Below are 24,885 nucleotides of genomic sequence, written 5' to 3'. Positions count from 1 at the left end.
TATGGGGATAGCACGATGACTTTTTCCAAAGCCCTGAGCCTGCGCCCCATCCGGCGTCACGCGACGATGCGGCTATGCGCGTTGGGGTTGGCGGCGATGCTCGGGAACGCGGTCGTCGCCAGTGCGGCACCGCCGGCCGCGCCTGCGGCTGCACCTGTCGCGCCCGCGGCGGCGCCGGCCAAGCTCACGGTGTCGAAGATCGACTTCAAGCGCGGCGACGGCGGCGCGGGGCGGCTGATCCTGTCGTTCAATGGCACCGGCGCCAGCCCGGACCTGCGCACCCAGGGCAACAACGTCGTGGTCGACGTCGGCAACGCCGTGCTGCCGCCGGAGCTGCAGCGTCCGCTCAACGTCACCGACTTCGCGACCCCGGTGCAGCGCATCGATGCCAAGCCCTACGCCGGCGGCGCCGAGCTGGTGCTGAATACCAATGGCGGCTTCGAATCCCTGGCCTATCAATCCGGGAACGAGTACGTGGTCGAGATCACTCCGCGCGCCGCCGCGCCGGCGGTGGGCGCGGTCACTGCGACCACGGTCAGCCAGGCCGCCGCACAGGTGGCCGCCCGCGGCTACAGCGGCAAGCCGGTGACCTTCAACTTCCAGGACGTGCCGGTGCGCACGGTGCTGCAGTTGATCGCCGAGGAGTCCAATCTCAATATCGTCGCCTCCGACACCGTGCAGGGCAGCGTCACCCTGCGCCTGGTCAACGTGCCGTGGGACCAGGCGCTGGACATCGTGCTGCGCGCCAAGGGTCTGGACAAGCGCCGCGACGGCAAGGTGATCTGGGTCGCGCCGCAGCAGGAGCTGGCCAAGTTCGAGCAGGACAAGGAAGACGCGCGCATCGCGATCGAGAACCGCGAGGACCTGATCACCGACTACGTGCAGATCAACTACCACAGCGCTTCGGCGATCTTCAAGGCGCTGACCGAGGCCAAGGGCATCGGTGGTGGCAGCAGCGGTGGTGGCGGAAGTGGTGGTGGCAGCGGTAACAGCCAGAACGACAATGGCTTCCTGTCGCCGCGTGGGCGCATCGTCGCCGACGAGCGCACCAACACGCTGATGATCAGCGACATCCCGAAAAAGGTCGCGCAGATGCGCGAGCTGATCAACGTGATCGACCGGCCGGTCGACCAGGTGCTGATCGAAGGCCGCATCGTCATCGCGACCGATACCTTCGCGCGCGATCTGGGCGCCAAGTTCGGCATCGGCGGGACCCACACGTATGGCGGCAACACCGCGACGATCGGCAGCACCGCTTCCGGTGGCAATACGTCGGCCACGCGCGGGCTCAATGTCGATCTGAGCGGCAAGACCTTTACTACGCCTGCGACACTGCCGAGCGTCGCGTACACGTTGCTCGGTGCCAATTTCAATCTGGATCTCGAACTCTCCGCCTTGCAGGAAGAAGGCCGCGGCGAGGTGATCTCCAACCCACGTATCGTGACCTCCAACCAGCGCGAGGCGGTGATCCGGCAAGGCAAGGAAATCGGTTACGTCACCATCACCGGTGGTACCGCCGGTACTGCCGCCACCCCGAACGTGCAGTTCAAGGAAGTGCTGCTGGAGCTCAAGGTGACGCCGACCATCACCGACGACAACCGCATCTTCTTGAACATGAACGTGAAGAAGGATGAGGTCGACAGCTACGTGACGCTCAGCGGTTACGGTACGGTGCCCATCATCAATCGCCGCGAGATCAATACCGCGGTGCTGGTGGACGATGGACAGACCGTGGTGATCGGTGGTGTCTACGAGTTCAACGATCGCAGCAGCATCTCCAAGGTGCCGTTCCTGGGCGACGTGCCGTTCCTGGGCAACCTGTTCAAGAAGCGCGGTCGCAGCAAAGACAAGGCGGAGCTTCTGATCTTCGTGACGCCGAAGGTGATGCGTGTGGCCAAGCGCTCGCCCGCCGGCTGAGCGTCGGCGCAGACAGGTGTGACTCCCGACGGGAGAGGTGCAAGCCTCTCCCGTCGGCGTTTATGCTGCGCGGATGAGGAAATCCTGAATTCGCAGCACGCGGCGTCGGCCGCGCGCGGAACCATTTTCACCGGCGATCGGTCAGACTGCGCAAATGAACACGCCATCCTCGCCCCTCGATTCCCCGCCGGCCGCGCCGGAGCAGCAGCGCCTGCACGCCGCGTTCGTCGCCCTGCGCGACGGCCTGTCCCAGACCATCGTCGGCCAGTCGGCGCTGGTGGAACGCCTGCTGATCGCGCTGCTCGCCGACGGCCATCTGCTGGTCGAAGGCGCGCCCGGCCTGGCCAAGACCACCGCGATCCGCGCCCTGGCCTCGCGCCTGGAAGCGGACTTCGCCCGCGTGCAGTTCACTCCCGACCTGCTCCCGGCCGACCTCACCGGCACCGAGGTGTGGCGCCCGCAGGAGAGCCGGTTCGAGTTCCTGCCCGGGCCGATCTTCCATCCGATCCTGCTTGCCGACGAGATCAACCGCGCGCCGGCCAAGGTGCAGTCGGCGCTGCTCGAAGCGATGGGCGAGCGCCAGGTCACCGTCGGCCGGCATACCTATGCGCTGCCGAAGCTGTTCCTGGTGATGGCGACGCAGAATCCGATCGAGCAGGAAGGCACCTTCCCGCTGCCGGAGGCGCAGTTGGATCGCTTCCTGATGCATGTGCGGATCGGCTATCCGGAGGCGGCCGCGGAAGCGGAAATCCTGCGCCTGGCGCGCGAGCGCGCTCGCGAGACATTGGAGGCGGGCGAGGCACCGCCGCCGCGCATGCCGCTGGACGACGTGTTCGCGGCGCGCCGTGCGGTGCTGGCGCTGCACATGGCGCCGCCGCTGGAGCGTTATCTGATCGAACTGGTGCTGGCGTCGCGCGATGCCAGCGGCTACGACCCAGCGTTGGCGCGGCGCATCGCCTGGGGCGCGAGCCCGCGCGGCTCGATCGCGCTGGAGCGTTGCGCGCGCGCCCGGGCCTGGCTGGCCGGACGCGACTTCGTCACGCCCGACGACGTGCGCGCGGTTGCTGCCGATGTGCTGCGCCATCGCGTACTGCCCAGCTACGAAGCCACCGCCGAAGGCTGGGACGGCGATCGCCTGGTCGCCGCCCTGCTGGACAAGGTGCCGCCGCCGTGAGCGGACGCCGCCAAGCAAGGCGGTTGTCCGCCGCCCGCCTGCGCGCGGAGTAACGACGATGGCACCGCAGCCGACCGCGCCGGGCATGCCGCACGCCGCCGCGCCGGCCGAGGCGGGGATCCGCCCCAGCCTGGCCGAGTTGGTGGCCCTGCGCGCTGCGGTCGCGCGCATCCCACCGCCACGCCGCGGCCGTCATGGTCTCAGTGGTGCCGCCCCATCGCCGATGCGTGGGCGCGGCATGGAGTACGCCGAATCGCGCGAGTACGTGGTGGGCGATGACGTCCGGCACATCGATTGGCGGCTGACTGCGCGCAGCGGCCGCACCCACACCAAACTGTTCCAGGCCGAGCGCGAACGGCTCAGCCTGATCGTCGCCGATACGGCGCCGTCGCTGTACTTCGGCACCCGCGTCCGCTTCAAGTCGGTGCAGGCCGCGCGTGCCGGCGCGGTGGCGGCGTGGGCGGCGCAGCGCCAGGGCGATCGGCTGGCCGCCTTGCGCGGCAGCCGCAGCGAAGCGCCGGTGCCGCCCGCGTCCGGACCGCGCGGCGTGCTGCGTGTGCTCGATGCGCTGGCACGCTGGTACGCACAGCCGCCGCAGGACGACGCGGGCCTGGGCATGGCGCTGGATCACGCGGCCAAGCTGCTGCGCCCGGGATCGCACCTGACCGTGCTGGCCGATCCGGCCAGCGCGCAGGCAGTGCCCGCCGCGCGCTGGGCCGCGCTGGCGCTGCACAACGAAGTGGAGCTGCTGCTGCTTGCCGATCCGCTGGAAGTGCAGCCGCCGCGCGCGGCCTTGCCGTTCTGGGCGAGCGGCCGACGCGTGGAAGTGGATCTGCTGGCGAACGCCACGCAGCAGCGTTGGCGCGCGCAGTTCGTGCAGCCGCTGGAAAGCCTGGCCGCGGAACTGCCGGGCCGCGGCGTGCAGGTGCGCGTGCTGCTGAGCGACGCGCCCAGCGAGTCGTGGTTGCTGCCGGTGCAGCGGGGCACGACGCCATGAGCCCGCAGCAACTGCCTCTGCGCGATGTACACCTGCCGCCGGCACCGGCGTGGTGGCCGCCCGCACCGGGCTGGTGGATGCTGGCGGCGGTGCTGCTGCTGGCGATCGGCGCGGCGCTGTTCGTGTGGTTGCGCCGGCGCGAGCGCGTGCAGCGCTGGCAGCGCCAGTTCGACGCGGCAACGCGGACGGGCGAACCGCCGGCGCAGGTGGCTGCGGTCTCGGAGCTGCTGCGGCGCGCGGCGCAACGCCGCGATCCGGCCGCTGCGGCGTTGCAGGGCGAGGAGTGGCTGCGGTTCCTGGATGGCGGCGACAAACGCCAGCCGTTTTCCGCCGGGCCCGGCCGTGTGCTGCTCGACGGTGGCTATCGCCCCAGCCTGGACCCAGGCCAAGTGCAGGCGTTGCTGCCGTTGGCGCGGCGCCGGTTCCTGGCGTTGATGGCGGCGCGGCGCGGAGGACGGCGATGAGCCTGTTGCCGTCGTGGCAGAGCCTCAGCGACCTGCTGGCCGGTTTTGCCTGGCCGTGGATGTGGCTGGCGATGCCGCTGCCCTTGCTGGCCAACCTGTTGCTGCCGGCGCGCCGCGGCAATGCGCCGGCGTTGCGCGTGCCCTATGGCGAACGCCTGCAGGCCGTGGCTGCCGCACCGACCCGCGGCGGATTGTGGCGCGCCAGCGTGTGGCTGGCATGGCTGGCTTGGTTCTGCCTGTGCGCCGCGGCGGCGCGTCCGCTGCAACTGGGCGAACCCATCATGCCGCCGCAGCAGGCGCGTCAGTTGATGCTGGCGGTGGATCTGTCCGGCAGCATGAGCGAGCCGGACATGACCCTGGGCGGACGCGTGGTCGATCGCCTCACCGCGGCCAAGGCGGTGCTGGCCGACTTCCTCGACCGCCGCGACGGCGACCGCATCGGCCTGCTGGTGTTCGGCCAGCAGGCATACGCGCTGACCCCGTTGACCGCCGATCTGGCCACGGTGCGCGACCAGTTGCGCGACAGCGTGGTTGGCCTGGCCGGGCGCGAGACCGCGCTGGGCGATGCGATCGCGCTGGCGGTCAAGCGCCTGCGCGAGCAGAAGCAGGGCGAGCGCGTGCTGATCGTGCTCACCGACGGCGTCAACACCGCCGGCGTGCTCGACCCGCTGAAGGCTGCGGAACTGGCCAAGGCCGAGCACGTGCGCGTATACACCATCGCCTTCGGTGGCGATGGCGGCATGTCGCTGTTCGGCCTGCCGATCCCCGGCAGCGGCGGCGACGACCAGGTCGACGAGGACACGCTGCGCAAGATCGCGCAGGACACCGGCGGGCGCTTCTTCCGCGCCCGCGATACCGCCGAGCTTGCCTCGATTTATGCCGAACTGGACCGGCTCGAGCCGGTGCGTTCGGCCGGTCCGGCGGTGCGGCCGCGGATCGAACGCTACGCCTGGCCGTTGGCCGCAGCGTTGGCCCTGGCCTTGTTGTCCTTCATCTGGCCCTGGAGGCGGCAATGACCCGCGTGGCGGACGTCCTCCAGGCCCTGCACCTGCTGCGCCCCGAATGGCTGTGGGCGCTGCTGTTGCTGCCGTTGCTTGCCTGGAGCTGGTGGCGGAGGCGCCGACGCCGCGACATCTGGCGGCGCACGGTGGACCCGCATCTGCTGCCGCACCTGCTGGCGCGCGGCGATGCCAAGGGCAGCGCCGGCCTGTTGCTGGGTGCGCTGGGTTATGCGCTGGCGGTGTTGGCGCTGGCCGGGCCGAGTTGGCGCCAGGAACAGCAGCCGCTGTGGCAGGCGCGCACGCCCTTGGTGATCGCGCTGGATCTGTCCGCGCAGATCGACGCGCGCGACCTGCCGCCGTCGCGGCTGCTGCAGGCACGCGCCAAGCTGGCGCGGCTGCTGCGCGAGCGCGCCGGCGGCGAAGTGGCGCTGGTGGCCTACGCTGGCGAGCCGTACACGGTGGCGCCGCTGACCGACGATGCGGCGAACGTGGGCCTGTTCCTGGATGCGCTGTCGCCGCAGGTGATGCCGGTAGCCGGGCAGCGTTCCGACCTGGCGATCGACTGGGCGGCGCAGTTGCTGCGTCAGGCCGGCTTCTCCCGTGGCGACATCCTGGTGCTCAGCGACCAGGCCGACACGCAGGCGCAACAGGCGGCGGCGCGTGCGGCCGGGCAGGGTTATCACGTGTCAGCGCTGGGGCTGGGCACCGCGCAGGGGGCTGCGTACCGCGACGACCAGGGCCGGCTGGCGCACGCGCAACTGGATGCGGATTCGCTGCGTGCGCTGGCCACGGCCGGCGCGGGACGCTATGCCGCGTTGACGCCCGACGATGCGGATCTGCGCGCGCTGGGCGTGCTGCGGCCGCAGGAAGAAAATGCGACGGCGGCCGACGAAAGCCATGGCCGCGTGTGGCTCGATCAAGGCTATTGGTTGCTGCCGCCGCTGATGCTGCTGGCATTGCTCGCGTTCCGCCGTCGCGGTGGCGCCGCGGTGCTGCTGCTGGTGTTGGTGCCACTGGCGGCGCCGCTCCCGGTGCATGCGCAGGCACCGGCGCCGCCCCAGGCACAGGTGCCGACGCCCGGTCCTGCCGCAGGCGGGTGGTGGGAACGTGCCGACCAGGTCCGCCAGCAACGGCTGGACGCGGGCGTGCAGGCCTACCGCAAGGGCGACTTCGCCGCCGCGCAGCAGCAGTTCGAAGGCATCGACAGCGACGCCGGCTGGTACAACCTCGGCAATGCGCTGGCACGGCAGGGGCGCTACGACGAGGCGATCGATGCCTACGACAAGGCGCTGAAGCTGCATCCGCAGATGGCCGATGCGATCGCCAACCGCGCGGCGGTGGAGGCGGCGCGCAAGCGCCAGTCGTCGCAGAACGCCAAGTCTGGCCAGCAGGGCAAGGACGGCCAGCAGCAGAAGGGTGGGCAATCGCAGAACGGTCAGCAACAGAGCGGCCAGCAGCAAAACGGCCAGCAGCAGTCGGGCCAACAGCAGAACGGTGCGCAGAAGGACCAGCAGCAGAAGGACGGACAGCACCAGAACGGCCAGCAGCGGGACGGCCAGCAGGGACGCAATGGCGCCAAGGACGCGCAGCAGGCGCCGCCGAAGCCCGGCGATGCGCAGGCGCAACAGCAGGCCGATGCGGCGCAGCGCCAGCAGATGCAGCAGGCGATGGCGCAGCAGGGCGGCGCAGACACGCAGGCCGCCGAACGTGCCGCTGCCGCCGCCAACGAGACGCCGCAGCAGCGCGAGCAGCGCCAGGCGGTGGAGGCGTGGTTGCGGCGGGTGCCGGACGATCCGGGCAATCTGCTGCGCGCCAAATTCAGGCTGGAACACGAACGCAGGCAGCGGGAACAAGAACCATGATCCACTTCAGGCGACTCGGCCGGGTGACACGCCTGTGCGCGGTGCTGATGGCAGCGGCCGCGCTGCTGCTGGCGTTGCCAGCGGGCGCGGCCACGCGCGCGTGGCTGGACCGCGACAACGTCGGCGCCGGCGAGGGCGTGACCCTCAACATCGAGACCGACCAGGCCGCGGCCACGCCGGACTACACGCCGTTGCGCGCGGATTTCGCGCTCAGCAACGAGGTCAAGAGCCGGCAGATGCAGATCGTCAACGGTACGGTCTCGGCGAAGTCCTTGTTCGGCGTGATGCTGACCCCGCGCAGCACCGGCACGCTGGAGATTCCGTCGCTGCAGGTCGGCAACGAGCGCACCGCGCCATTGCGGCTGGAGGTCGCTGCGGCCAGTGCCGCGGTGCCGGCCACCACCAATGCCGATGTGCCGGCGCAGGTGGCCAATGCCGATGTGTTCGTGCAGACCGTCGTCGACGATGCAAAACCGTATGTGCAGCAGAGCGTGGGCGTGGTGGTGCGGTTGTATCTGGGCGTGCCGCTGAGTTCGGGCGAGCTCGACCTGGACGCGCCAGCCGGCGCGTCGCTGCAGCGCGTCGGCGACGACATCCAGAACCGTCGCCAGATCGACGGACGCATGTATACGGTGATCGAGCGGCACTACCTGCTGGTCCCCGAACGCAGCGGACCGCTGCTGTTGCCGGGCGCGCGATTCAACGGCCGCGGTCCCACCGGCTTCTTCGACGACTATTTCGGCCGTGGCGGCGAACTCAATGCGCGCGGCACCGCGCAGACCCTGCAGGTGCGCGCGCAGCCGGCCAACGCGCCGCAGCCCTGGCTGCCGCTGCACGAACTGCGCCTGCGCTACACCGCCACCCCGCAACGCGCCAAGGCCGGCGAGGCCGCCGACATCGTGGTCGAGGCCACCGCACGCGGCGCGACCCAGGCGCAGTTCCCCGAATTGCCCACGCCCAGCGTCGATGGTGCGCAGGTGTTCGCCGAGCCGCCGCAGGTACAGGAACGCTTCGTCGACGGCGGTCCGCAGGTGACCGTCAGCCGTCGCTACTCGATCGTGCCGCAGGCAGCGGGCCCATTGCTGGTGCGCGGCCTGCGCATGCCGTGGTGGGACGTCGGCGCCGGCGCCGCGCGCGAGGCCAGCCTGCCGGACCTGACCCTGCAGGTGCAGCCCGGACAAGGCGTGCCTGCGCCGGCTCCCGCCCCGGTCACCCCCGCGGCGCCGACGCTGAGCGTGGTTCCCGCCGACAACGCCGTGGCGCCGACGCATACCCTGCGGGGATGGCTCGCCTCGTCGCCGCTGTGGATGGCGCTGGCCGCGGGCTTTGCGGTGCTGTGGCTGGCGACCCTGGTCTGGGCCTGGCGCCGCTTACGCCGTGCACGCGGCGTTGCAGCGCTGCCGGGCTCGGCGGCCAACGCTGCGCCCGGTGCGACATCGGCCCCCGCGACTGCGCGCGCCGCATTGCCGGAATTGCGCAAGGCCCTGGACAGTGGTGGTCTGGACGAGGTCGCCGCGATCCTGTGCGCGCAGGCCGGCGTCGCCGACCTGGATACGGTGGTGCAGCGCCTGGACGATCCGGCGCAGCGTGACGCCGTCCTGCGCATGCAGCACGCACGCTGGGGCGGTGGTGGCGATGTGGCCGGCGCGCGTGCCGCGTTGCGTGCGGCGTTCGCGTCCGGTCCACGCTGGCGCACCACCACGCGCGGCACGGCCGCAGACGATCTGCCGCCGCTGTATCCGAGGCGCGATGCCTGAGCCGGCGGGGGCTCGCCAGGCTGTCGTCCGATGACGCGATGGCGAGCGGTGCGGTTCGCCAGCCTCGGCAAGCCTGCGACCTAACGTCACGTGGTCGGCGCCCCGCGGCAAGCCGATGCACGCACTGCGCAGCCTGTGTCAGCGTGTGTTGGTCGATGTCTGCTCATGGTTTGTTAAGCTGAGTGCCTCTCCTCGCAAGGCGAACTCATGACCGACACCCCCGTGAAGGCCGAAACCGGCATGCCGTTGCACTGGAAAATGGCGATCGGCTTCGTCCTCGGGCTGGTGCTGGGTCTGGCGGTGCACATGAGCGTGGGCGGCGATGCGGCCTGGGTGCAGGCGCTGACCAAGTACCTCACCACGCCGTTCTCCAAGCTGTTTCTCAACCTGATCTTCATGCTGATCGTGCCGCTGCTGTTCTCGGCGCTGGTGATGGGCATTTCGGAGATGGGAGACATCCGCGCGCTCGGGCGGATCGGCTGGAAGACGCTGGGCTACACGGTGGTGCTGTCCGGCGTGGCGGTGCTGCTGGGTCTGGTCCTGGTCAACGTGCTCAAGCCGGGCATCGGCGTGGATCGCGAGCTGGCGCAGCAACTGCTGCAGCAGAACGTGGAGCGCACCGCGCAGATCGTCGACCAGAGCAAGCATCAGCCACACGGCATGGACATGCTGCTGTCGATCGTGCCCGACAACGTGGTCGAAGCCGCCTCCAGCAACGGCGCGATCCTGTCGCTGATGTTCTTCGCGGTGATGTTCGGCGTGGGCATGGTGCTCAGCGAAGACGCCAAGGTGGCGACGCTGCGGCGCGGCATCGAGGGTGTGTTCGAGATCTCGATGACCCTGATCGGGCTGGTGATCCGTCTGGCGCCGTATGCGGTCGCCTGCTTCATGTTCAACCTGGCGGCGCTGTTCGGCTTCGAGCTGCTGGTGCGGCTTGGCGCCTACGTGGGGGTGGTGGTGCTGGCGCTGGGCCTGCACATGGTGGTGAGTTACGGCGTGGCGGTGCGCCTGGCCGGGCGCTCGCCGCTGTGGTTCTTCCGCGCCACCCGCGAGGCGACGGTGATGGCGTTCTCCACCGCGTCCAGCAACGCCACCCTGCCGACCGCGCTGCGCGTGGCCGATCAGATGGGGCTGCCGCACAAGGTCTCGCGTTTCGTGCTGACCGTCGGCGCCACCGCCAACCAGAACGGCACCGCGCTGTTCGAGGGCGTGACGGTGATCTTCCTGGCGCAGTTCTTCGGCGTGGAGCTGAGCATCGCGCAGCAGTGCATGGTGATGCTGGTGTGCATCCTCGGCGGCATCGGTACCGCCGGCGTGCCGTCCGGCTCGCTGCCGGTGGTGGCGCTGATCTGCGCGATGGTCGGCGTGGACCCGGTCGGCATTGGCATGATCCTGGGCGTCAACCATTTCCTGGACATGTGCCGCACCGCGCTGAACGTGACCGGCGATCTGGCCCTGACCACGCTGGTGGCCAAGGGCGAGGATGGCCGGGATTAGGTAGTCGGGATTGGGGATTGGTAAAGTCGGCAGCGTCGCCGCCGGACGGGTCGCGCGTGAGAGCAGCTTCAGCCGCGATGGGCCTTCCCGGTAATGCCCGTCGCGGCTGAAGCCGCTCCTACGTCATCTGAGGCCTACAGCCGGTGACGCTACGAATCCCGAATCCCCAATCCCCGCCTGTGGGACAATAGTGGGCCCGACGCCACGCGCCCGCTTCCGACAGATCCCTCATGACGACGCCTACCCGCCGCGAACTCGCCAACGCGATCCGTTTCCTTGCCGCCGATGCGGTCGAGGCCGCCAATTCCGGCCATCCCGGCATGCCGATGGGCATGGCCGACATCGCCGAAGTGCTGTGGAACGACTTCCTCCGCCACAACCCGAACAATCCGCACTGGTTCAACCGTGACCGCTTCGTGCTGTCCAACGGCCATGGCTCGATGCTGCAGTACGCGCTGCTGCACCTGTCCGGCTACGACCTGCCGATCGAGGAGCTCAAGCGCTTCCGCCAGCTGCACAGCAAGACCGCCGGCCACCCGGAGCGCAGCGAGACCCCCGGGGTGGAGACCACCACCGGTCCGCTCGGCCAGGGCTTCGCCAACGCGGTCGGTTTCGCGCTGGCCGAGAAGTTGCTGGCGCAGCGTTACAACCGCCCCGAGCACCAGATCGTCGACCACCGCACTTGGGTGTTCATGGGCGACGGCTGCATGATGGAAGGCGTGTCCCACGAAGCCGCCTCGCTGGCCGGGACCTGGGGCTTGGGCAAGCTGGTGGCGTTCTGGGACAACAACCATATCTCCATCGACGGCAACACCGCCGGCTGGTTCAGCGACGACACCCCGGCGCGGTTCGAGGCCTATGGCTGGCACGTGATCCGCGACGTCGACGGCCAGGACGCCGATGCGGTCAAGGCCGCGATCGAGGCGGCCATCGCCGAGAGCGAGAAGCCGACCCTGCTGTGCTGCCGCACCACCATCGGCTTCGGTGCGCCGACCAAGGCCGGCAAGGAATCCTCGCATGGCGCCGCGCTGGGCAAGGAAGAGCTGGAAGGTGCGCGCAAGGCGCTGAACTGGCCGTACGCGCCGTTCGAGATTCCGCAGGCCATCTACGACGGTTGGCGCGCCGGCGGTGCCGGCACGCTGCGCCAGGCCGAGTGGGAGCAGGCCTTCGACAAGTACGCCAAGCAGTACCCGGCCGAAGCCGCGGAACTGACCCGCCGTTCGCACGGCGAGCTGCCGGAGGACTTCCTCGCCCAGGCCGACGCCTACATCGCCAAGCAGGCCGCCGAAGGCCAGACCATCGCCTCGCGCAAGGCCTCGCAGATGGCGATCGAGGCGTTCGCGCCGCTGCTGCCGGAACTGGTCGGCGGTTCGGCCGACCTGGCGCATTCCAACCTGACGTTGTGGAAGGCCAGCAAGTCGGTCGCCAGCGACGACCCGAACGCCAACTACGTGTACTACGGCGTGCGCGAGTTCGGCATGACCGCCATCGCCAACGGCCTGGCCCTGCACGGCGGCTTCATTCCGTTCGACGCCACCTTCCTGGTGTTCAGCGATTACGCGCGCAACGGCGTGCGCATGAGCGCGCTGATCCCGGCGCATGCGATCCACGTCTACACCCACGACTCGATCGGCCTGGGCGAGGACGGCCCGACCCATCAGCCGGTGGAGCACCTGGCGTCGCTGCGCTACATCCCCAACAACGACGTGTGGCGCCCCTGCGACACGGTGGAGTCGGCGGTGAGCTGGAAGGCCGCGATCACCCGCAAGGACGGCCCGAGCTGCCTGGTGTTCAGCCGCCAGAACCTGCCGCACCAGCCGCGCAGCGCCGAGCAGATCAAGTTGATCGAGCGCGGCGGTTACGTGCTGGCCGATGCCGAAGGCGGCACGCCCGACGTGATCCTGATCGGCACCGGCTCGGAAGTCGGCCTGGCGGTGGAAGCCAAGCAGGCGCTGGATGCCGCGGGCCTGAAGACCCGCGTGGTGTCGATGCCGTGCACCGACGTGTTCGATCGCCAGGATGCCGCCTACCGCGAGTCGGTGCTGCCGTCGGCGGTGCGCAAGCGCGTGGCGGTGGAAGCGGGCGTCACCGCGTTCTGGCGCGCCTACGTGGGCCTGGACGGCGCGGTGGTCGGCATCGACAGCTTCGGCGCCTCGGCGCCGGCAAACGTGCTGTACAAGCACTTCCAGATCACCGCCGAGCACGTGGTGGCGGCGGCGAAGGCGCTGTAAGCCGGTTCCACGATAGGTGACGAAAGAGGCCGGCGCATGCCGGCCTTTTTCTTTCCTGGATGGTGTGTGCCGTATGAGGGAAAGCGCATCTCGTAGTAGCGGCTTCAGCCGCGACCGCCGTTCCCTGTAACGCCCGTCGCGGCTGAAGCCGCTCTACCACGACGCTGTCGGCGTTACGTGCATTGGCGATGCGGTCAACCGCGCTTGCGCGGCTTGCTGCGCGGCGTCGCAGGCTTGCCGGCAGCGCTGCCGGGTTGCTGCGCTTTCGCCAGTGCGCCTCCATCCTGCAGTTGCTGCAGCCAGGACAGTGCGTCGACGTAGGACAGGAAGTGCTGCAGGTAGCCGGGCGAAAGCGTGCGCATCAACGCCAATGCGCGATGCACCAGCACGCCGGAGTTGAGCGGACCGGCGTCGGCGGGTGCCGGTTGCAGCGACTGCCGCAACTGGCTGCGGCTGCGCAGCGCTGTCCACAGCCGGCGCGCGTCTTCGACCGCGGGCAACTGTGGTGCGGCGAGGCGCGCTGCGGCGCTTGCGGCCGGCGAGTGCGACGGCGCAGCGGCGTCTGCATCGGTTGCGCCGGTCGCCCTGGACGTCTTGGTGTCGGCAGCCACATGGGCGCCGACGTCGATGTCCTGGCCGCTGTGCGCGGTGGCCGCCGCAGTCGCAGGCCGATACTGCGCCAGCAAGGTGCCGAGCGGACTCGGCTGCGCCGATCGCACCGCTGCGTCGGCCGCGGCATCGCCAGCGTCCTGCGGTGCCGCGGCCAGCGCCGCGGCATAGGCGTCGAGCAACGTGGACAGTTTCTGCTCCAGCAGTTCCCGCGCCTTGCCCTGCTGCGCCTCGGTGCGGCGCGCCAGCGCTTCGAGGAAGCGGAAGCGCAGCGGGTCCAGCCGCTCGGCATGCTGTGCACGCAAGGCGGCGAGGCGGTCGGCGGCCGGGATTCGATCAGGGTGCATGCGGTGTCGCGGCGCGCTTGCGCATGCGCGGCAGCGGCGCCATTTCCACGCGGCGGTTGCTGGCGCGTCCGGCCTCGTCCACGTTCGGCGCCACCGGCTGCTGCGCGCCGAAGGCGGCGGCGAAGACCGCATCGGCGGGGACGCCGGCCTCGATCAGCGCGCGGGTCACGGTCAACGCGCGTTCGGCCGACAGTTCCCAGTTGTCGGCGAACTGGCGGTTGCTCTCGCGCACCTGGCGGTCGTCGGTGAAGCCGCTGACCATCAGGATCTCGTCGCGCGCCTTGAGGTAGCCGGCCAGCGGCGCGGCCAGGCTCTTCAGCAGGTCGCGGCCTTCCGGCTGCAACTGATCGGAGTTCAGCGCGAACAGCACGTTGCCGCGGATGCCGATGCGGCCGTCGACCAGGGTCACCCGGCCGGCCGCCAGCGGCGCGGCCAGCGCCTGTTCCAGGGTCTTGCGCTGCTGCGCCTCCAACTGGCGCTGGCGCATTTCTTCGTCCAGCTTGTTCGACAGCTGCAGCTGCACGCCGATCACCCCGATCAGGATCAGCACGAACGCGCCGAGCAGCACCGACATCAGGTCGCCGAACACCGCCCAGACCGGCGCGCCGTTGTCGGCCTCGAGTTCCAGTTCGTCGCTCATGCCGCGTCGGCCTGGTCGGGCGCCTGGCGCGCGGCGAGCTGACGCAGTTCCTCGGTGATCTGCTGCTGCGAGAGCATGCTCAGGTCGATCACTTCCCGCGCCTGCGCCACGTAGTAGGCCAACTGTTCGTCGCTGCGCGCCAGCGACTTGTCCAGCGCCTGCTCGATGCCCTGCAGGCGTTCCAGCAGGGCCATGTTGGATTCGCCGAAGGCCTGTACCGCGCCGGAGAACGCATCGCCCAGGCTGGCCACTTCGGTGGCGCCGGCGGCGACCTGCGCGGCGGCGTCGCCGAGCTTGCCGGTCTCGGCGTCGATCCGGTCGGTGAAGCGGCTGCCGACGCGCTCCAGCAGGTCGGCCGACGTCGCGACCAGGGCGTCCACCGCGCTGCGCTGTTCGGTGGACGCGTGGTTGACCGCTTCCAGCAAGGTCTGCAGCGTGGCCAGCAGGCGGTTGCGCTCGTCGAGCATGGCGGTGTCGCGGACCATGCTGTCGGAGAGTTTCTGGCGCAGTTCCGCGACCACGTCGGCCGCGGCCTTCGGCGCTTCCGAGGCCAACTGCACCAGCCGTTCGATCTCGGCGATGGTGTCGCGCGCCTGCGCCTGGCTCTGTTCGGACATCGCCGCCGCGGTCTCCTGCAGGGTGCCGCAGATCTCCTGCTGGCGCTGCGCGATGCGCTCGCCGTGCTGTTCCCACTGCCCGCCGAGGGTCGCGGCCATGCTGGCGAAGCTGTCGGTCCAGGCACGCAGGCGCGCCTGGTCGCGCGCTTCCAGCGCCTCCTGCAGGTCGGCATGGGCCTGCTGCAGCGTGTCTGCGAGCGCGGCGGCGCGTTGCTCCAGGCTGGCGGCGGCGGTGTCCAGCGCCTGTGCGTTGCGGACGGCGAGGGCCTCGTTGATCTCGCGTTGCTGCGCCAGCGCCGCGCTCCAGGCCTGTTGCGCTGCCTCGACGGTGGCATCCAGGCGGGTGGTGACGGTCTCCAGCGCCTGTGCATGGCGCGTGGCGAGGGTGTCGTTGACCTCGCGCTGCTGCGCCAGCGCCGCGCCCCAGCCCTGTTGTGCGGCCTCGGCGGTGGCGTCCAGGCGCGTCGCCACAGTGTCCAGTGCCTGCGCATGACGCGCGGCGAGCGCATCGTTGACCTCGCGCTGCTGCGCCAGCGCTGCGCTCCAGGCCTGCTGTGCGGCTTCGGCGGTGGCATCCAGGCGGCTGGCTACCGTGTCCAGTGCCTGTGCGTGGCGGGTAGCGAGGCTGTCATTGACCTCGCGTTGTTGCGTCAGGGCGTCGCCCCAGGCCTGCCTGGCGTCGTCGCTGGCGGCTTGCAGGCGTGCCGCGGTCGCCTCCACCAAAGTGGTGGCACGCTGTTCCAGGCCGTCGCCAGCGCGTTGCAGTGCGCTGCCGAGTTCCTGCAGCAGCGCGCCATTGGTGCGTTGCTGTTCTGTCAGCGCCTTGTCCCAGCGCTGCGTGGCCTGTTCGGCGGCCTGTGCGAAGCCGCCGGCCAGGCCATCCAGTTGCCGCTGCACGGCCTGGCCGACGGTGGCCTGCAGCGCGGCGGTCTCGCGCGCCACGCTGTCGAGCGTGCGTTGCACCACCGGTTCCAGCGCGTCGCCGAAGGCCCGCGCGTGCGCGGCCACGCCGGCCTGCAGGGCGTGTTCGACCGCTCCGGCCAGGCGCGTGTAGGCGGCTTCGGTGCGGCTGTGGAAGGCGTCCTGGCTGCTGGCCAGGCGTTCGCCGCTGACCGCGCTGTGCTGTTCCAGCGCCGCCATCATCGTCTGCATGCGCTCGATCAGGCCGGGCATCAGCGTGGCCTGGGTCTGCAGCAGTTTGAACGCCTCGTTGCGCTGGTAGGCCAGCGAATGCGTGCGCAGTGCGGTCGCCGCATGCAGATCCAGTTGCTGCACCGCCTGCAGGCGCTCGCGCCGGCACAGCGCGGCGAGCAGGCCGAGCATCGCCGAGGCGGCCACGCCGGCGATGGAGGTGCCGAAGGCGAAGCCCAGGCCCTTCAGCGGCGCCGCCAGCGAGGCGCGGATGGCATTCAGATCGGTGGCGCTGTCCAGCGCCAGACCGGTGCCGCGCAGGGTGGCCATCATGCCCAGGAAGGTGCCGAGCATGCCCAGCAGCACCAGCAGGCCGACCAGGTACGGGGTCAGCGCCGGCACCGGCAGGGCCGCGCGCTCGCCTTCGATGCGCAGGCGTACCGCGTTGCGCAGGCTCGGGTGCAGCCGTTGCAGCCAGCCGCCCAGGTCGTCGCGCGCGGCCTCGGCCTCGCTCAGCGCGGTCTGCAGGGTCGCGGTGGCCTGGCGGTAGCGGTACAGCTCGGCGATGCCGGCCAGGTAGCACAGGCCGATCAGCGCGGCGAAGCTGGCGCCCAGCGGGTTGGAGCTGAGATAGCCGACGCCGATCCAGCAGACCACGGCGAGGCCGGCGAGGAACAGGACGGAATGGAGCAGGGTCTTGGGCATGAGGGTCGAATCAACGGCTGCGAAGCGCGGCGAGCAGCGCTTCGATGGGATGGAAACGGACGTCCAGTTCGGCGCGCAGCACGCTGTGCAGGTCCTGGCGGAACAGGTCCAGCCAGGCCGCGTCGGACGGCGCCGGCGGAGCATCGGTGAGAGTTGGATCGGGGGCGGGCGCGGCGGTGGCGCGCAGGCGCTGGAAATGCGCTTCCAGCAGGTTGGGCACCGTGGCCAGCAGGGTCTGCTCGCGCGGGCTCAGGGTCAGCTCCATGACCGCGTCGACCTCGGCCAGCCGCGCCATGTCCGGCGAAAGCGGGACCAGGGCATCGCGCAGCAGGCCGCGCAGGCGTCCGGTGGCGGTGAGCATCGCGCGCTGCAGCGCCAGGTAGCGCTGGCGGAACGGCGCGTACTCGATGGGGGCATCGGGGTCGTGCTGGCGCTTGCCCACGGGCTTGCCGGTTTCCTTGGCGATGTCCAGGGCGATGCTCTCTTCCAGCGCGGCGCGCACGCGGCCGCATTCGGCCTCCAGCGCCGACGGTTCCGGCGCCTCGGGGGCGTCCTCGGCAGGTTCGGGCAGTTTGCCGTCCAGCGCCCGCGACACCGCCACCGCGCGGTTCCAGTCGATCCATTGGCCGAGCCGGTCGGCCAGCGCGGGGCTGGACGCGGGCATCGGCGCATCGCTCAGGCGCGCCAGCAGGCGAATGAAGGCCGGGCCCGGGACGGGCGCCCGTGGAAGGGCTTTCGCCATGTGAGTGGTCAAAAACCCGCAATTTTACACGCGAATGACATCGGCTGTCCGGAGACGGCCGATGCCAGGCCAGGAGCAAGCGCAAGCGAACTCAATGCGCCTGGCGTTTCGTGCGGATGCGCTGCCTCATTTGCACTGAGACTTGTTCATCTTGATCTCTTTCAGATCGGCCGCCGTGTACAGCGCCGCGGGGCGATTCGGGTCGTTCTGCATGTTCTGGTAAAGATTGGCCAGCGCTTGCAGATGGCCGTTTTCGCCGCTGCCGAAGCTCTGCTGCGCCGATGCCCCGGCGCCATACAGGCCATTGCACAGCAGGGCTTTCCTGAAGATCTTCAGCACTTCCACGCGTGCATAGTAGGTCTGCAGGCGCTGCGCGGCGTCTTGCGGCTGGTGGTTGATCTTCGCGTAGTTGCTGTTGCAACGCGGGCCGAGGTCTGTCGGATAGGCGGCGGCGATGCCTGCGCAACTGGCGACGGTGGCGGGCGGGGCGGCCAGCGCAGCAAAGGGCAGCAGCGTCGACAGCACGAGCAGGAGAACGCAGAGCGAGGGGCGCATGTTCATCGAAGGGAATCCTTGGTCGCAATGGGATGATGGTCGGCTTGCGCGCCATGCAGACATGGTCGGCGCGCAGCCACTGTCGCTGCGTGCCGGCATGTGCGGGATCGGGAAATGTCCCTGGATGCCCGGGCCTTCAGCCCGAGAAAGCGCGATGCAGCTTGCGGAGGATTGCCGCACCCCTCGATGCTTCGGCGCCAGGAGTGGCCTGTGAGGGCGGGTTGCGGCGCTGGTGCGTCCTGCCCAACCTTGCGTGCAGTCTGCACGCAAGGCACCCGCCGCAGCGGCGGAGGCCAGGCGGCCTCAGTAGGTATAGCTCAGCGTAAGCATGTACACGCGTCCGGTTTCCACGTAGGCGCCGTCGGCGCCGGGGTCGTAGGCCATGTAGCGGGTGGACTTGCCCTGGGTCTCGTAGAACGTGGCCGAATTCAGCAGGTTCTTGGCGGCGATGCCGACGTCGATGCCGTGCGGCAGGTGGTAGGTGGCGGTGAAGTCCAGCGACTTGACCGGTTGCAGGTAGTAGTTGAGCCGGTCGCTGGTCAGGCCGAGCAGTTGCAGGCCGGTGTAGTTGTAGCTCAGGTCGGCGCGCAGGCGGCTGTCGTCGTAGAACAGGTCCAGGTTGTAGATGCGCTCGGGCGCACGCGGCAGCCAGGTCTTGTCGGGCTGGTCGGCGCGCTTGCTGTCGGCGGAACTGTGTTGCAGGGTCAGGTTGGCGGCAACGCCGAAGTTGCTCCAGAACCCGGGCAGATCCTGCAGGCGCTTGCTGCCGGCAAGCTCCACGCCGTACAGCGTCGCGGTGCCGCCGTTCTGCGGCATGGTCACCGGCACGCCGTCCTCGAAGGTGGTGCCGGTCGGGACCAGGCCGCCGAGCGTGTTGTCGTTGCTGGTCGCCGACTGCGAGGTGTAGATGAAGCCGGTGATGCGCTTGTAGTAGGTCGAGGCGCTGAGCACGCCGCCGTTGCGGTCGTAGAACTCCGCGGACAGGTCGGCGTTGTCGGCCTTGCTCGGCTGCAGGTCGGGGTTGGGTTTGGAGATGCCGATGACCTTCTGGGTGGGGTCGACCGTGTACACGGTCTCGCCCGAGATCAGCCCGAACGCCGGGCGGCTGAAGCTGCGCCGCAGCGAGGCGCGGTAGACGGTCAGCTCGTCCGGGCGGTAGTTGAGGCTGATGCCCGGCAACACCTCGCCGTAGCTGCGACCGCTGCCGACGAAGCGGCCGTTGATGCCGTCGCCGTTCGACTGCCAGGCATCGGCGGAGTAGCGGGTCAGTTCGTAGCGCATGCCGGGCAGGACGGTCACCGCGCCGACATGCAGCGTGGCCATCGCGTAGCCGGCGTAGATCGCCTCGGTGCTGGAGGTGGTGTTGGCGTTGTAGTCGTTGGCGGTATAGATGCCGGCGCCGTTGGGATCATTGACGTACTTGTAGGGCACCGCCTGCGCGCGCACCCAGTCGCGGTCCAGGATCTTGAACGGGCCGGCGTAGTGGCCATCGAACGCCGCATAGGTGAGGCGGCCGGGCAGCGCGCTCAGCGGCGGGCCGCCGGCGTTGGGGAACACGTAGTTGCTGCCGCCGAAGTAGGGGCCGTTGTAGATGAAGTTGCCGTCCTTGTGGAAGAACGGGTGATCGTAGGAACCGCGGTCGGCGTGGTCGAGCGACAGGCCGGTCTTGACCTCGTCGAGCACGTCGCCGTCCACGCGGTAGCTGATGTCGGCATGCGCGCTGGCGCGGTTGTCGTGGCTGCCGGCATCGTGGCCCTGGGTCTTCCAGAACAGCGCCGAATCCAGGCTGTAGAAGAAGTTCTTCAGGGCCGGCGAGCTCGGGCCGATGCTGGGATAGGTGGGATCGCTCAGGTCGAACGCGAAGCTGCCCGGAGTGAAGCCGTACAGGCTCGCGGCGACGTAGTCCGGGCGGCTGCGTGTGCCGCGGCCGAACGATCCGCCGTAGTCGAAACGCAGGCGATCCAGCGTAGTCTGCCCGCCCAGTTGCAGCGTGGCCAGGGTTTCCTTGATGTCGTGGGTGTTGAAGTAGCCGCCACGCACCGCGGTCGGCTGGTTGTTGACGGTTTCCAGGCGTGCGCTGGACTGGTCCTGCTGGCCGGTGACGTTGTAGCCGCCGTAGATGGCGCGGGCGAAGAGGGAGGTGTGGTCGCCCTGCCAGTCGAAGGCGATATTGCCGCCGTAGCGCTCGATCTGGCTGGTGTAGACGCTGTACTTGTAGCGGGCGCTGAGCAGCGGGCCGACGTCGCGCAGGTCCACCGCCTTGGCCTGCGCCGGGTCCGCCGGGAAATACGCGCTGTTGGGCGCCGGCGCCTGCGCCATGTTGTTGTTCTTGCCGTAGTAGGCCGAGGCATAGACGCCGAACGCGTGGTCGTCGCCGAACTTCCAGGCCAGCTCCTGTTGCACCGTGCCGCCGGTGTGCTTGCCGCCGAGGTCGGAAGCGAGCGCGTTGAACTGGCCTTGCGTGGTGGTCTTGCCGTAGAAATCGCCCTCGAAGTCGAACGCGTTGGGCGTGCGCATGTCGATCGCGCCGCCGATCGCGTCGCCCGGCAGGTCCGGGGTCGGCGACTTGGAGACCTTGACCGACTGGATGCCGAACGGCGCCAGCATGTTCAGCGAGATCGCACGCGTGGACGAATCGGTCTCGGGCATGCCGAAGCCGTTGAGGCGGTAGCTGTTGTAGCTGGCATCCAGGCCGCGGATGCTGACGTAGGCGTTCTCGCCGGTGGTGGCCTGGCCCAGGTGCATGTCGCTGTAGGCCGACAGCCCGGGCAGGTGCGCGACCACGTCGGCGATGCCGGCGGAGGGAATCGCGTCGATCTGCTGCTTGCTCATCACGCTGTTGACGCCGTTGGACAGGCGCTGCTCGTCCAATGAGCCCGGCACGGTGGCCTGCGCGGCCTGCACGTTGACCGAGTCCAGGGTGGTGGTGCTCGCGCTGGCGTCAGCGGGGTCGGCGTCGCTGGCGTGGGCGGCCGGGGAGAGCGCAAGCGCGAGGGCGATGGCGCAACACAAGGGGCGGGGGCGATGGAACGGGAGCATGGGGGGCGGCTCGTTGGGGGAAACAGCGGTTGCGATCCGAGGTCCGGACACGCCGATGCCGGCGCGCGGATCGCCAAGGCCTTCCATTGCGTGCGTCCAGGGCATGGCCGCGCCGTCGCGCGGCCAATGGCAGTCAGTGGCGCAGGTCGATGCCGTGGCAGTCGGCTTGCGGACGTTGCGGATTGCAGCGGGCGACGGCGTCGCCGGGAAAGCGCACCACGTAGCCGGATGCGGCCGGTTCGTGATCGGGGAAGTCGGTGCTGAGCAGTTGCGCGCCGCTGGCGAACATGGCGTCGCGCCGCGTGGTGTCGTTGCCCTTGGCTTCCTTCAGGTCGGCATCGGTGCGCGTGCGCACCAAATAGCCGGCCTTCACCAATTGCGCGATGTCCTCGGCGCTGCCGTCGTTGCGCTCGACGAAGGCGGCATCGTCGGTGCCGGGATCGGCGTTGGTGAAGCACACGCGGCCGCGCAGGGACGGATGGCCGGCCAGGTAGGCCGGGCCGACCGAACGCTGGTCGAGCAGGAACACCACCTTGCCGCGCGCCGCGGAGAGCGCAGGCCAGCCCTGTGCGAGCACGGCAGCGTTGAGCGTTGGCGCCGTGCCACGCACTTGGTCGGGGCTGATGTAGTCGTTGGCGGCGAACACCGAGCGCAGTTCGGCATCCAGTGCATCCAGCGCCTTGCCGTCGAACGGTTCCGGCTGCACCGTGGGAAACGGCGCCGGCACCGTCGATTGCTTGGTTTCCAGCAGGATGAAGATCGGCAGATGCCCGGGATGCCGTTGCGACCACGCGCGCACCTCGCGCAGGCAGGCCAGCAGCGGTTGGCAGGTGCTGCGTTGGTCGAGGTCCTGGATGTGCATGACCTTGAAGCCCGGTCGCTGCATCACCCCCGGCGCGGCGATCGGCGGCGCCGGCGGCAGCCCTGCCTTGGCGAGTTGGTCGATCATCGCCGGGTGCGCGTAGCGCCCGCCCTTGGCGTCGGCGTAGATGTCCAGTTCGATCTGGCGCACGCCGTCGTCCAGTTGCTGCGTCAGCGGCGGGTGCCGGTAATCCAGCGCCGCGAACGTCGCCGGATCCAGGCGTTTCCACAGCGTCGCTTCGCTGGGCGCGAAGCCGGCGTGGTAGCTGTTGTGGCTGCCGATGTATTGCAGGTCGGTGAGTCTGGGGTCGGCGAACAGGGCCGACGGCAACAGCGCCAGCATCGCCAGCAGCACGCGCAGCGTGGTGCGATGGGAGAGCGACGACGGCAGCGGGGCAGAACGGTGGGAGTGCATCGTGGCCACGGTTGGTAACGATATCCCGACAGCATCCCCAGTGAAGTTGACGTGTTTCCTGCCAGCCTGTTGCCGAATCGTGTCAGCGCCCCTCATGTGCGGCGATCGTGCGACACGTCGTCTTTGCGCGCGACCGCGGTCACCTTCTCGCAGCGTGGTCCGCGATCGGCGCGCGCTGCGCGTCGCCGCGTCAGGCGCGGCCGGGAGTCACCGCGGCGTGCGCGTGCGCTGCAGGGCGTACGCCAGCAACGTCGCTTCCAGGCGTTCGCCGACGTTGCGCGGTGCGTCCAGGCCCATGCGCTGCAGGCAGGCGGCATCCGCGGCAGGACGCGCCAGTACCGCGCTGACCACCGTCTTCAGCTTGGCGCCGGTGCCGGCGGTGTGTCGCTGCAGCCAGGACAGGGCGCGCAGCAGGCGCTGCTCGACCTCGGTGAAATCGCTGCCCAGCGGATAGTCGGGCAGGGTGCCGTCGCGGCGGAACGGCGCCAGTGCGTCGCGCACCCGAGCGCTGTGGTTGCGCTGCCAGTGCGCCGGCGCGGCGAAGCCGGCGGCCAGCTTGCCGTTGGCCTGCGCTGTCTCCAGCAATCCGGGTTGCGCCTGCGCATCGGCGATGCCGACCATCGCCGCGATGCAATCCTCGTCGGTGAGGCCGCGCAGGTCGGCGATGCCGTATTCGTTGACGTAGAGGTCGCGCAGGTGCCGCGGGATGGTGGTGTGGCCGTAGTTCCAGCGCACGTTGGACTGCGCCGCGCCGCCGTCGCTGCGCACGGCGCGGAACATCAGCACGCTGCGCGCATCGTCCAGCGCGTGCGCCATGGACACGAAGTTGTACTGGCCGCCGACGCCGGACACCACCCGGCCGTCGTCCAGCGCATCGGACACCGCCGCGCCGAGCGCGGTGGCCATCATGCAGGAGTTGAAGAAGCGCGCTTCGCGCCGCTGCAGCCGGCGCAGCGTCTCGCCGCCGTAGAGCTGGTTGATCTCGCTGATGCGGCGCATGCCGATCGCCGCGCGCGCCTGCGGGTCCATCTCGCGCAGCCAGGCGTAGAACTCCGGCGAACCCAGGTAGAACGCGCCCTGCAGGTATTCGCCCTCGCGTTCCAGGCGCTGCAGGTCCTGCGCGTCGGCAGTGCCGTCGGCCACGCGCTGCAGCAGCGGCGCGTCGTCGAGCACCTTGCGCCGGATGACGCCGCACTGGACCAGTTGCCGGAAGCCCTCGTTGAGCATCTCGCTGCAGCCGAACAGGCCGATCGCGAACGGGTCCAGGCCGCCGCATTCGCGCACCGCCGGATGCCGCTCCAGTTCCGGATCCAGCGCCGCCAGCACCTGCCGGTAGCGCGCGTTGTCGGTATGCCGCAGCACCAGCGCGTGGCACAGCGCATCGGCCAGGGTGCCGATGCCGATCTGCAGGGTGCCGCCGTCGCGCACCAGGGTGCTGGCATACAGGCCGATGGCGTAGTCGGCATCGGCGACCGGCTGCCGGGGCAGCCCGAACAGGCGCGGATACGGCCCCGGTGGCGTCACCACCACGTCGAAGAAGCTCGGCTCCACCGCCGCGCAGCCGCCGATCCACGGCAACTGCGGATCGACTTCGGCCACCAGCAGCGGCCGCGGCAGGCCGCGCCGCTGTACTGCGGCCAGGGTGTCCTGGGTGATGTCGTTGTTGCACGAGAACGACAGCCGGGTGCCGTCGGGTTCGCGCGCCACCTTCTGCACGATCAGGTTCGGCGCGCGCTGCGCCACCGCGTCGGCGGCATGGGTGTAGTTGAGGCTGGTGTAGCTGCGCTGCGCCTGGGTCGAGCGCAGCAGCGCGCCGGACTGCATGTAGAACTCCTCAACCTGGATGTGCGCTGGCAGCGCATCGCGCTGCATCGCCTGCACGTAGCGCAGGCGCGGGAAATCCTCGCCGAAATGGCGTTGCACGAACGGCCGCGCGAAGCGGCCCTGCAGCCCGCCGCCGGGCGCCGGCGGATGCAGCGACAGCGCGGTGTAGATCTGCAGCGGCCGCGTCGGATCGTGTTCGATGCGCTCGTACAGCGCGTTGAGCAGGCGATGCGGTTTGCCCAGGCCCAGCGGTGCGCCCACGCGCAGCGGGCCGGCGATGCGCTGCAGGATCAGGTCGGCAGCGGCGTCGAGGTCGTCGAGGTGATCGGTCATCGGCATAGCTTAGAGGGTGCGTTGGCGATTGCGTCGATCGTGGTGCGCGCGCGATGCGCGCGGTGCCGCAGCGCACGCGATTGCCGGCGACCACCTCCGGGCATACGGGCATGCCGATCGCCAGGGCATCGGCCACTGCAAAAAAACGCTTGACACGCGTTTTGTTT

17 protein-coding genes are annotated in these 24,885 nt (G+C 69.8%); 9 read left to right on the top strand and 8 right to left on the bottom strand.

Annotation, left to right across the window (positions count from 1 at the left end; all coding sequences use genetic code 11):
• Positions 1–15: 15 nt before the first annotated feature.
• From PG878_RS15615 to tkt, 9 genes are all read left to right on the top strand, one after another.
• Positions 16–1,917 (top strand): type IV pilus secretin PilQ, encoded by a 1,902-nt coding sequence (locus PG878_RS15615; protein WP_209030916.1) that lies wholly within the window; start codon positions 16–18, stop codon positions 1,915–1,917.
• Positions 1,918–2,071: 154 nt separating this feature from the next.
• Positions 2,072–3,091, top strand: a complete 1,020-nt coding sequence (locus PG878_RS15610; RefSeq protein ID WP_209030918.1) for an AAA family ATPase — start codon at positions 2,072–2,074, stop codon at positions 3,089–3,091.
• Positions 3,092–3,149: 58 nt separating this feature from the next.
• Complete coding sequence (locus PG878_RS15605) at positions 3,150–4,088, top strand: DUF58 domain-containing protein (RefSeq protein ID WP_209030920.1); 939 nt, start codon at positions 3,150–3,152, stop codon at positions 4,086–4,088.
• The gene (locus PG878_RS15600; RefSeq protein WP_209030922.1) at positions 4,085–4,552 is read left to right on the top strand and encodes a DUF4381 domain-containing protein; all 468 of its coding nucleotides are present in this window, start codon (positions 4,085–4,087) and stop codon (positions 4,550–4,552) included. Before PG878_RS15605 ends, PG878_RS15600 begins: the two co-directional genes overlap by 4 nt.
• Positions 4,549–5,568 carry a vWA domain-containing protein gene (locus PG878_RS15595; protein WP_209030924.1) on the top strand — a complete coding sequence of 340 codons (1,020 nt, stop codon included), beginning with the start codon at positions 4,549–4,551 and terminating at the stop codon, positions 5,566–5,568. Before PG878_RS15600 ends, PG878_RS15595 begins: the two co-directional genes overlap by 4 nt.
• A complete protein-coding gene (locus PG878_RS15590; protein WP_209030925.1) occupies positions 5,565–7,415 on the top strand; it encodes a vWA domain-containing protein in 1,851 nt (616 codons plus the stop codon). The genes PG878_RS15595 and PG878_RS15590 overlap by 4 nt, the downstream gene beginning before the upstream one ends.
• The gene (locus PG878_RS15585; RefSeq protein ID WP_209030926.1) at positions 7,412–9,172 is read left to right on the top strand and encodes a BatD family protein; all 1,761 of its coding nucleotides are present in this window, start codon (positions 7,412–7,414) and stop codon (positions 9,170–9,172) included. The genes PG878_RS15590 and PG878_RS15585 overlap by 4 nt, the downstream gene beginning before the upstream one ends.
• 207 nt (positions 9,173–9,379) lie before the next feature.
• Complete coding sequence (locus PG878_RS15580) at positions 9,380–10,669, top strand: dicarboxylate/amino acid:cation symporter (protein WP_209030927.1); 1,290 nt, start codon at positions 9,380–9,382, stop codon at positions 10,667–10,669.
• 230 nt (positions 10,670–10,899) lie between these two features.
• Positions 10,900–12,900, top strand: coding sequence for a transketolase (gene tkt / locus PG878_RS15575; protein WP_209030928.1), 2,001 nt, complete (start codon positions 10,900–10,902; stop codon positions 12,898–12,900).
• Between the two features lie 194 nt (positions 12,901–13,094).
• On the opposite strand, the gene PG878_RS15570 is transcribed toward tkt, so the two are convergent.
• From PG878_RS15570 to PG878_RS15535, 8 genes are all read right to left on the bottom strand, one after another.
• Positions 13,095–13,856 (bottom strand): DUF2894 domain-containing protein, encoded by a 762-nt coding sequence (locus PG878_RS15570; RefSeq protein ID WP_209030929.1) that lies wholly within the window; start codon positions 13,854–13,856, stop codon positions 13,095–13,097.
• The gene (locus PG878_RS15565; protein WP_209030930.1) at positions 13,846–14,496 is read right to left on the bottom strand and encodes an OmpA family protein; all 651 of its coding nucleotides are present in this window, start codon (positions 14,494–14,496) and stop codon (positions 13,846–13,848) included. Before PG878_RS15565 ends, PG878_RS15570 begins: the two co-directional genes overlap by 11 nt.
• A complete protein-coding gene (locus PG878_RS15560) occupies positions 14,493–16,949 on the bottom strand; it encodes a DUF802 domain-containing protein (protein WP_209030932.1) in 2,457 nt (818 codons plus the stop codon). The genes PG878_RS15565 and PG878_RS15560 overlap by 4 nt, the downstream gene beginning before the upstream one ends.
• 10 nt (positions 16,950–16,959) lie before the next feature.
• Positions 16,960–17,691 (bottom strand): DUF3348 domain-containing protein, encoded by a 732-nt coding sequence (locus tag PG878_RS15555; protein WP_209030934.1) that lies wholly within the window; start codon positions 17,689–17,691, stop codon positions 16,960–16,962.
• A gap of 126 nt (positions 17,692–17,817) precedes the next feature.
• Positions 17,818–18,252 (bottom strand): hypothetical protein, encoded by a 435-nt coding sequence (locus tag PG878_RS15550; RefSeq protein WP_209030936.1) that lies wholly within the window; start codon positions 18,250–18,252, stop codon positions 17,818–17,820.
• Between the two features lie 297 nt (positions 18,253–18,549).
• On the bottom strand, positions 18,550–21,285 hold the full coding sequence (locus PG878_RS15545; protein ID WP_209030937.1) for a TonB-dependent receptor: 2,736 nt from the start codon (positions 21,283–21,285) through the stop codon (positions 18,550–18,552).
• Between the two features lie 133 nt (positions 21,286–21,418).
• Positions 21,419–22,489, bottom strand: a complete 1,071-nt coding sequence (locus PG878_RS15540) for a phosphatidylinositol-specific phospholipase C1-like protein (protein WP_209031085.1) — start codon at positions 22,487–22,489, stop codon at positions 21,419–21,421.
• Between the two features lie 279 nt (positions 22,490–22,768).
• Positions 22,769–24,724 carry an acetyl-CoA hydrolase/transferase C-terminal domain-containing protein gene (locus tag PG878_RS15535; protein ID WP_209030938.1) on the bottom strand — a complete coding sequence of 652 codons (1,956 nt, stop codon included), beginning with the start codon at positions 24,722–24,724 and terminating at the stop codon, positions 22,769–22,771.
• Positions 24,725–24,885 lie beyond the last annotated feature (161 nt).

The organism is Xanthomonas hawaiiensis (genome assembly GCF_031834635.1).
In the GTDB taxonomy this organism is placed as follows: domain Bacteria; phylum Pseudomonadota; class Gammaproteobacteria; order Xanthomonadales; family Xanthomonadaceae; genus Xanthomonas_A; species Xanthomonas_A sacchari.
The sequence above is the reverse complement of the archived record's forward strand: the minus strand, read 5'-3'. Positions and strand labels throughout refer to the sequence as shown.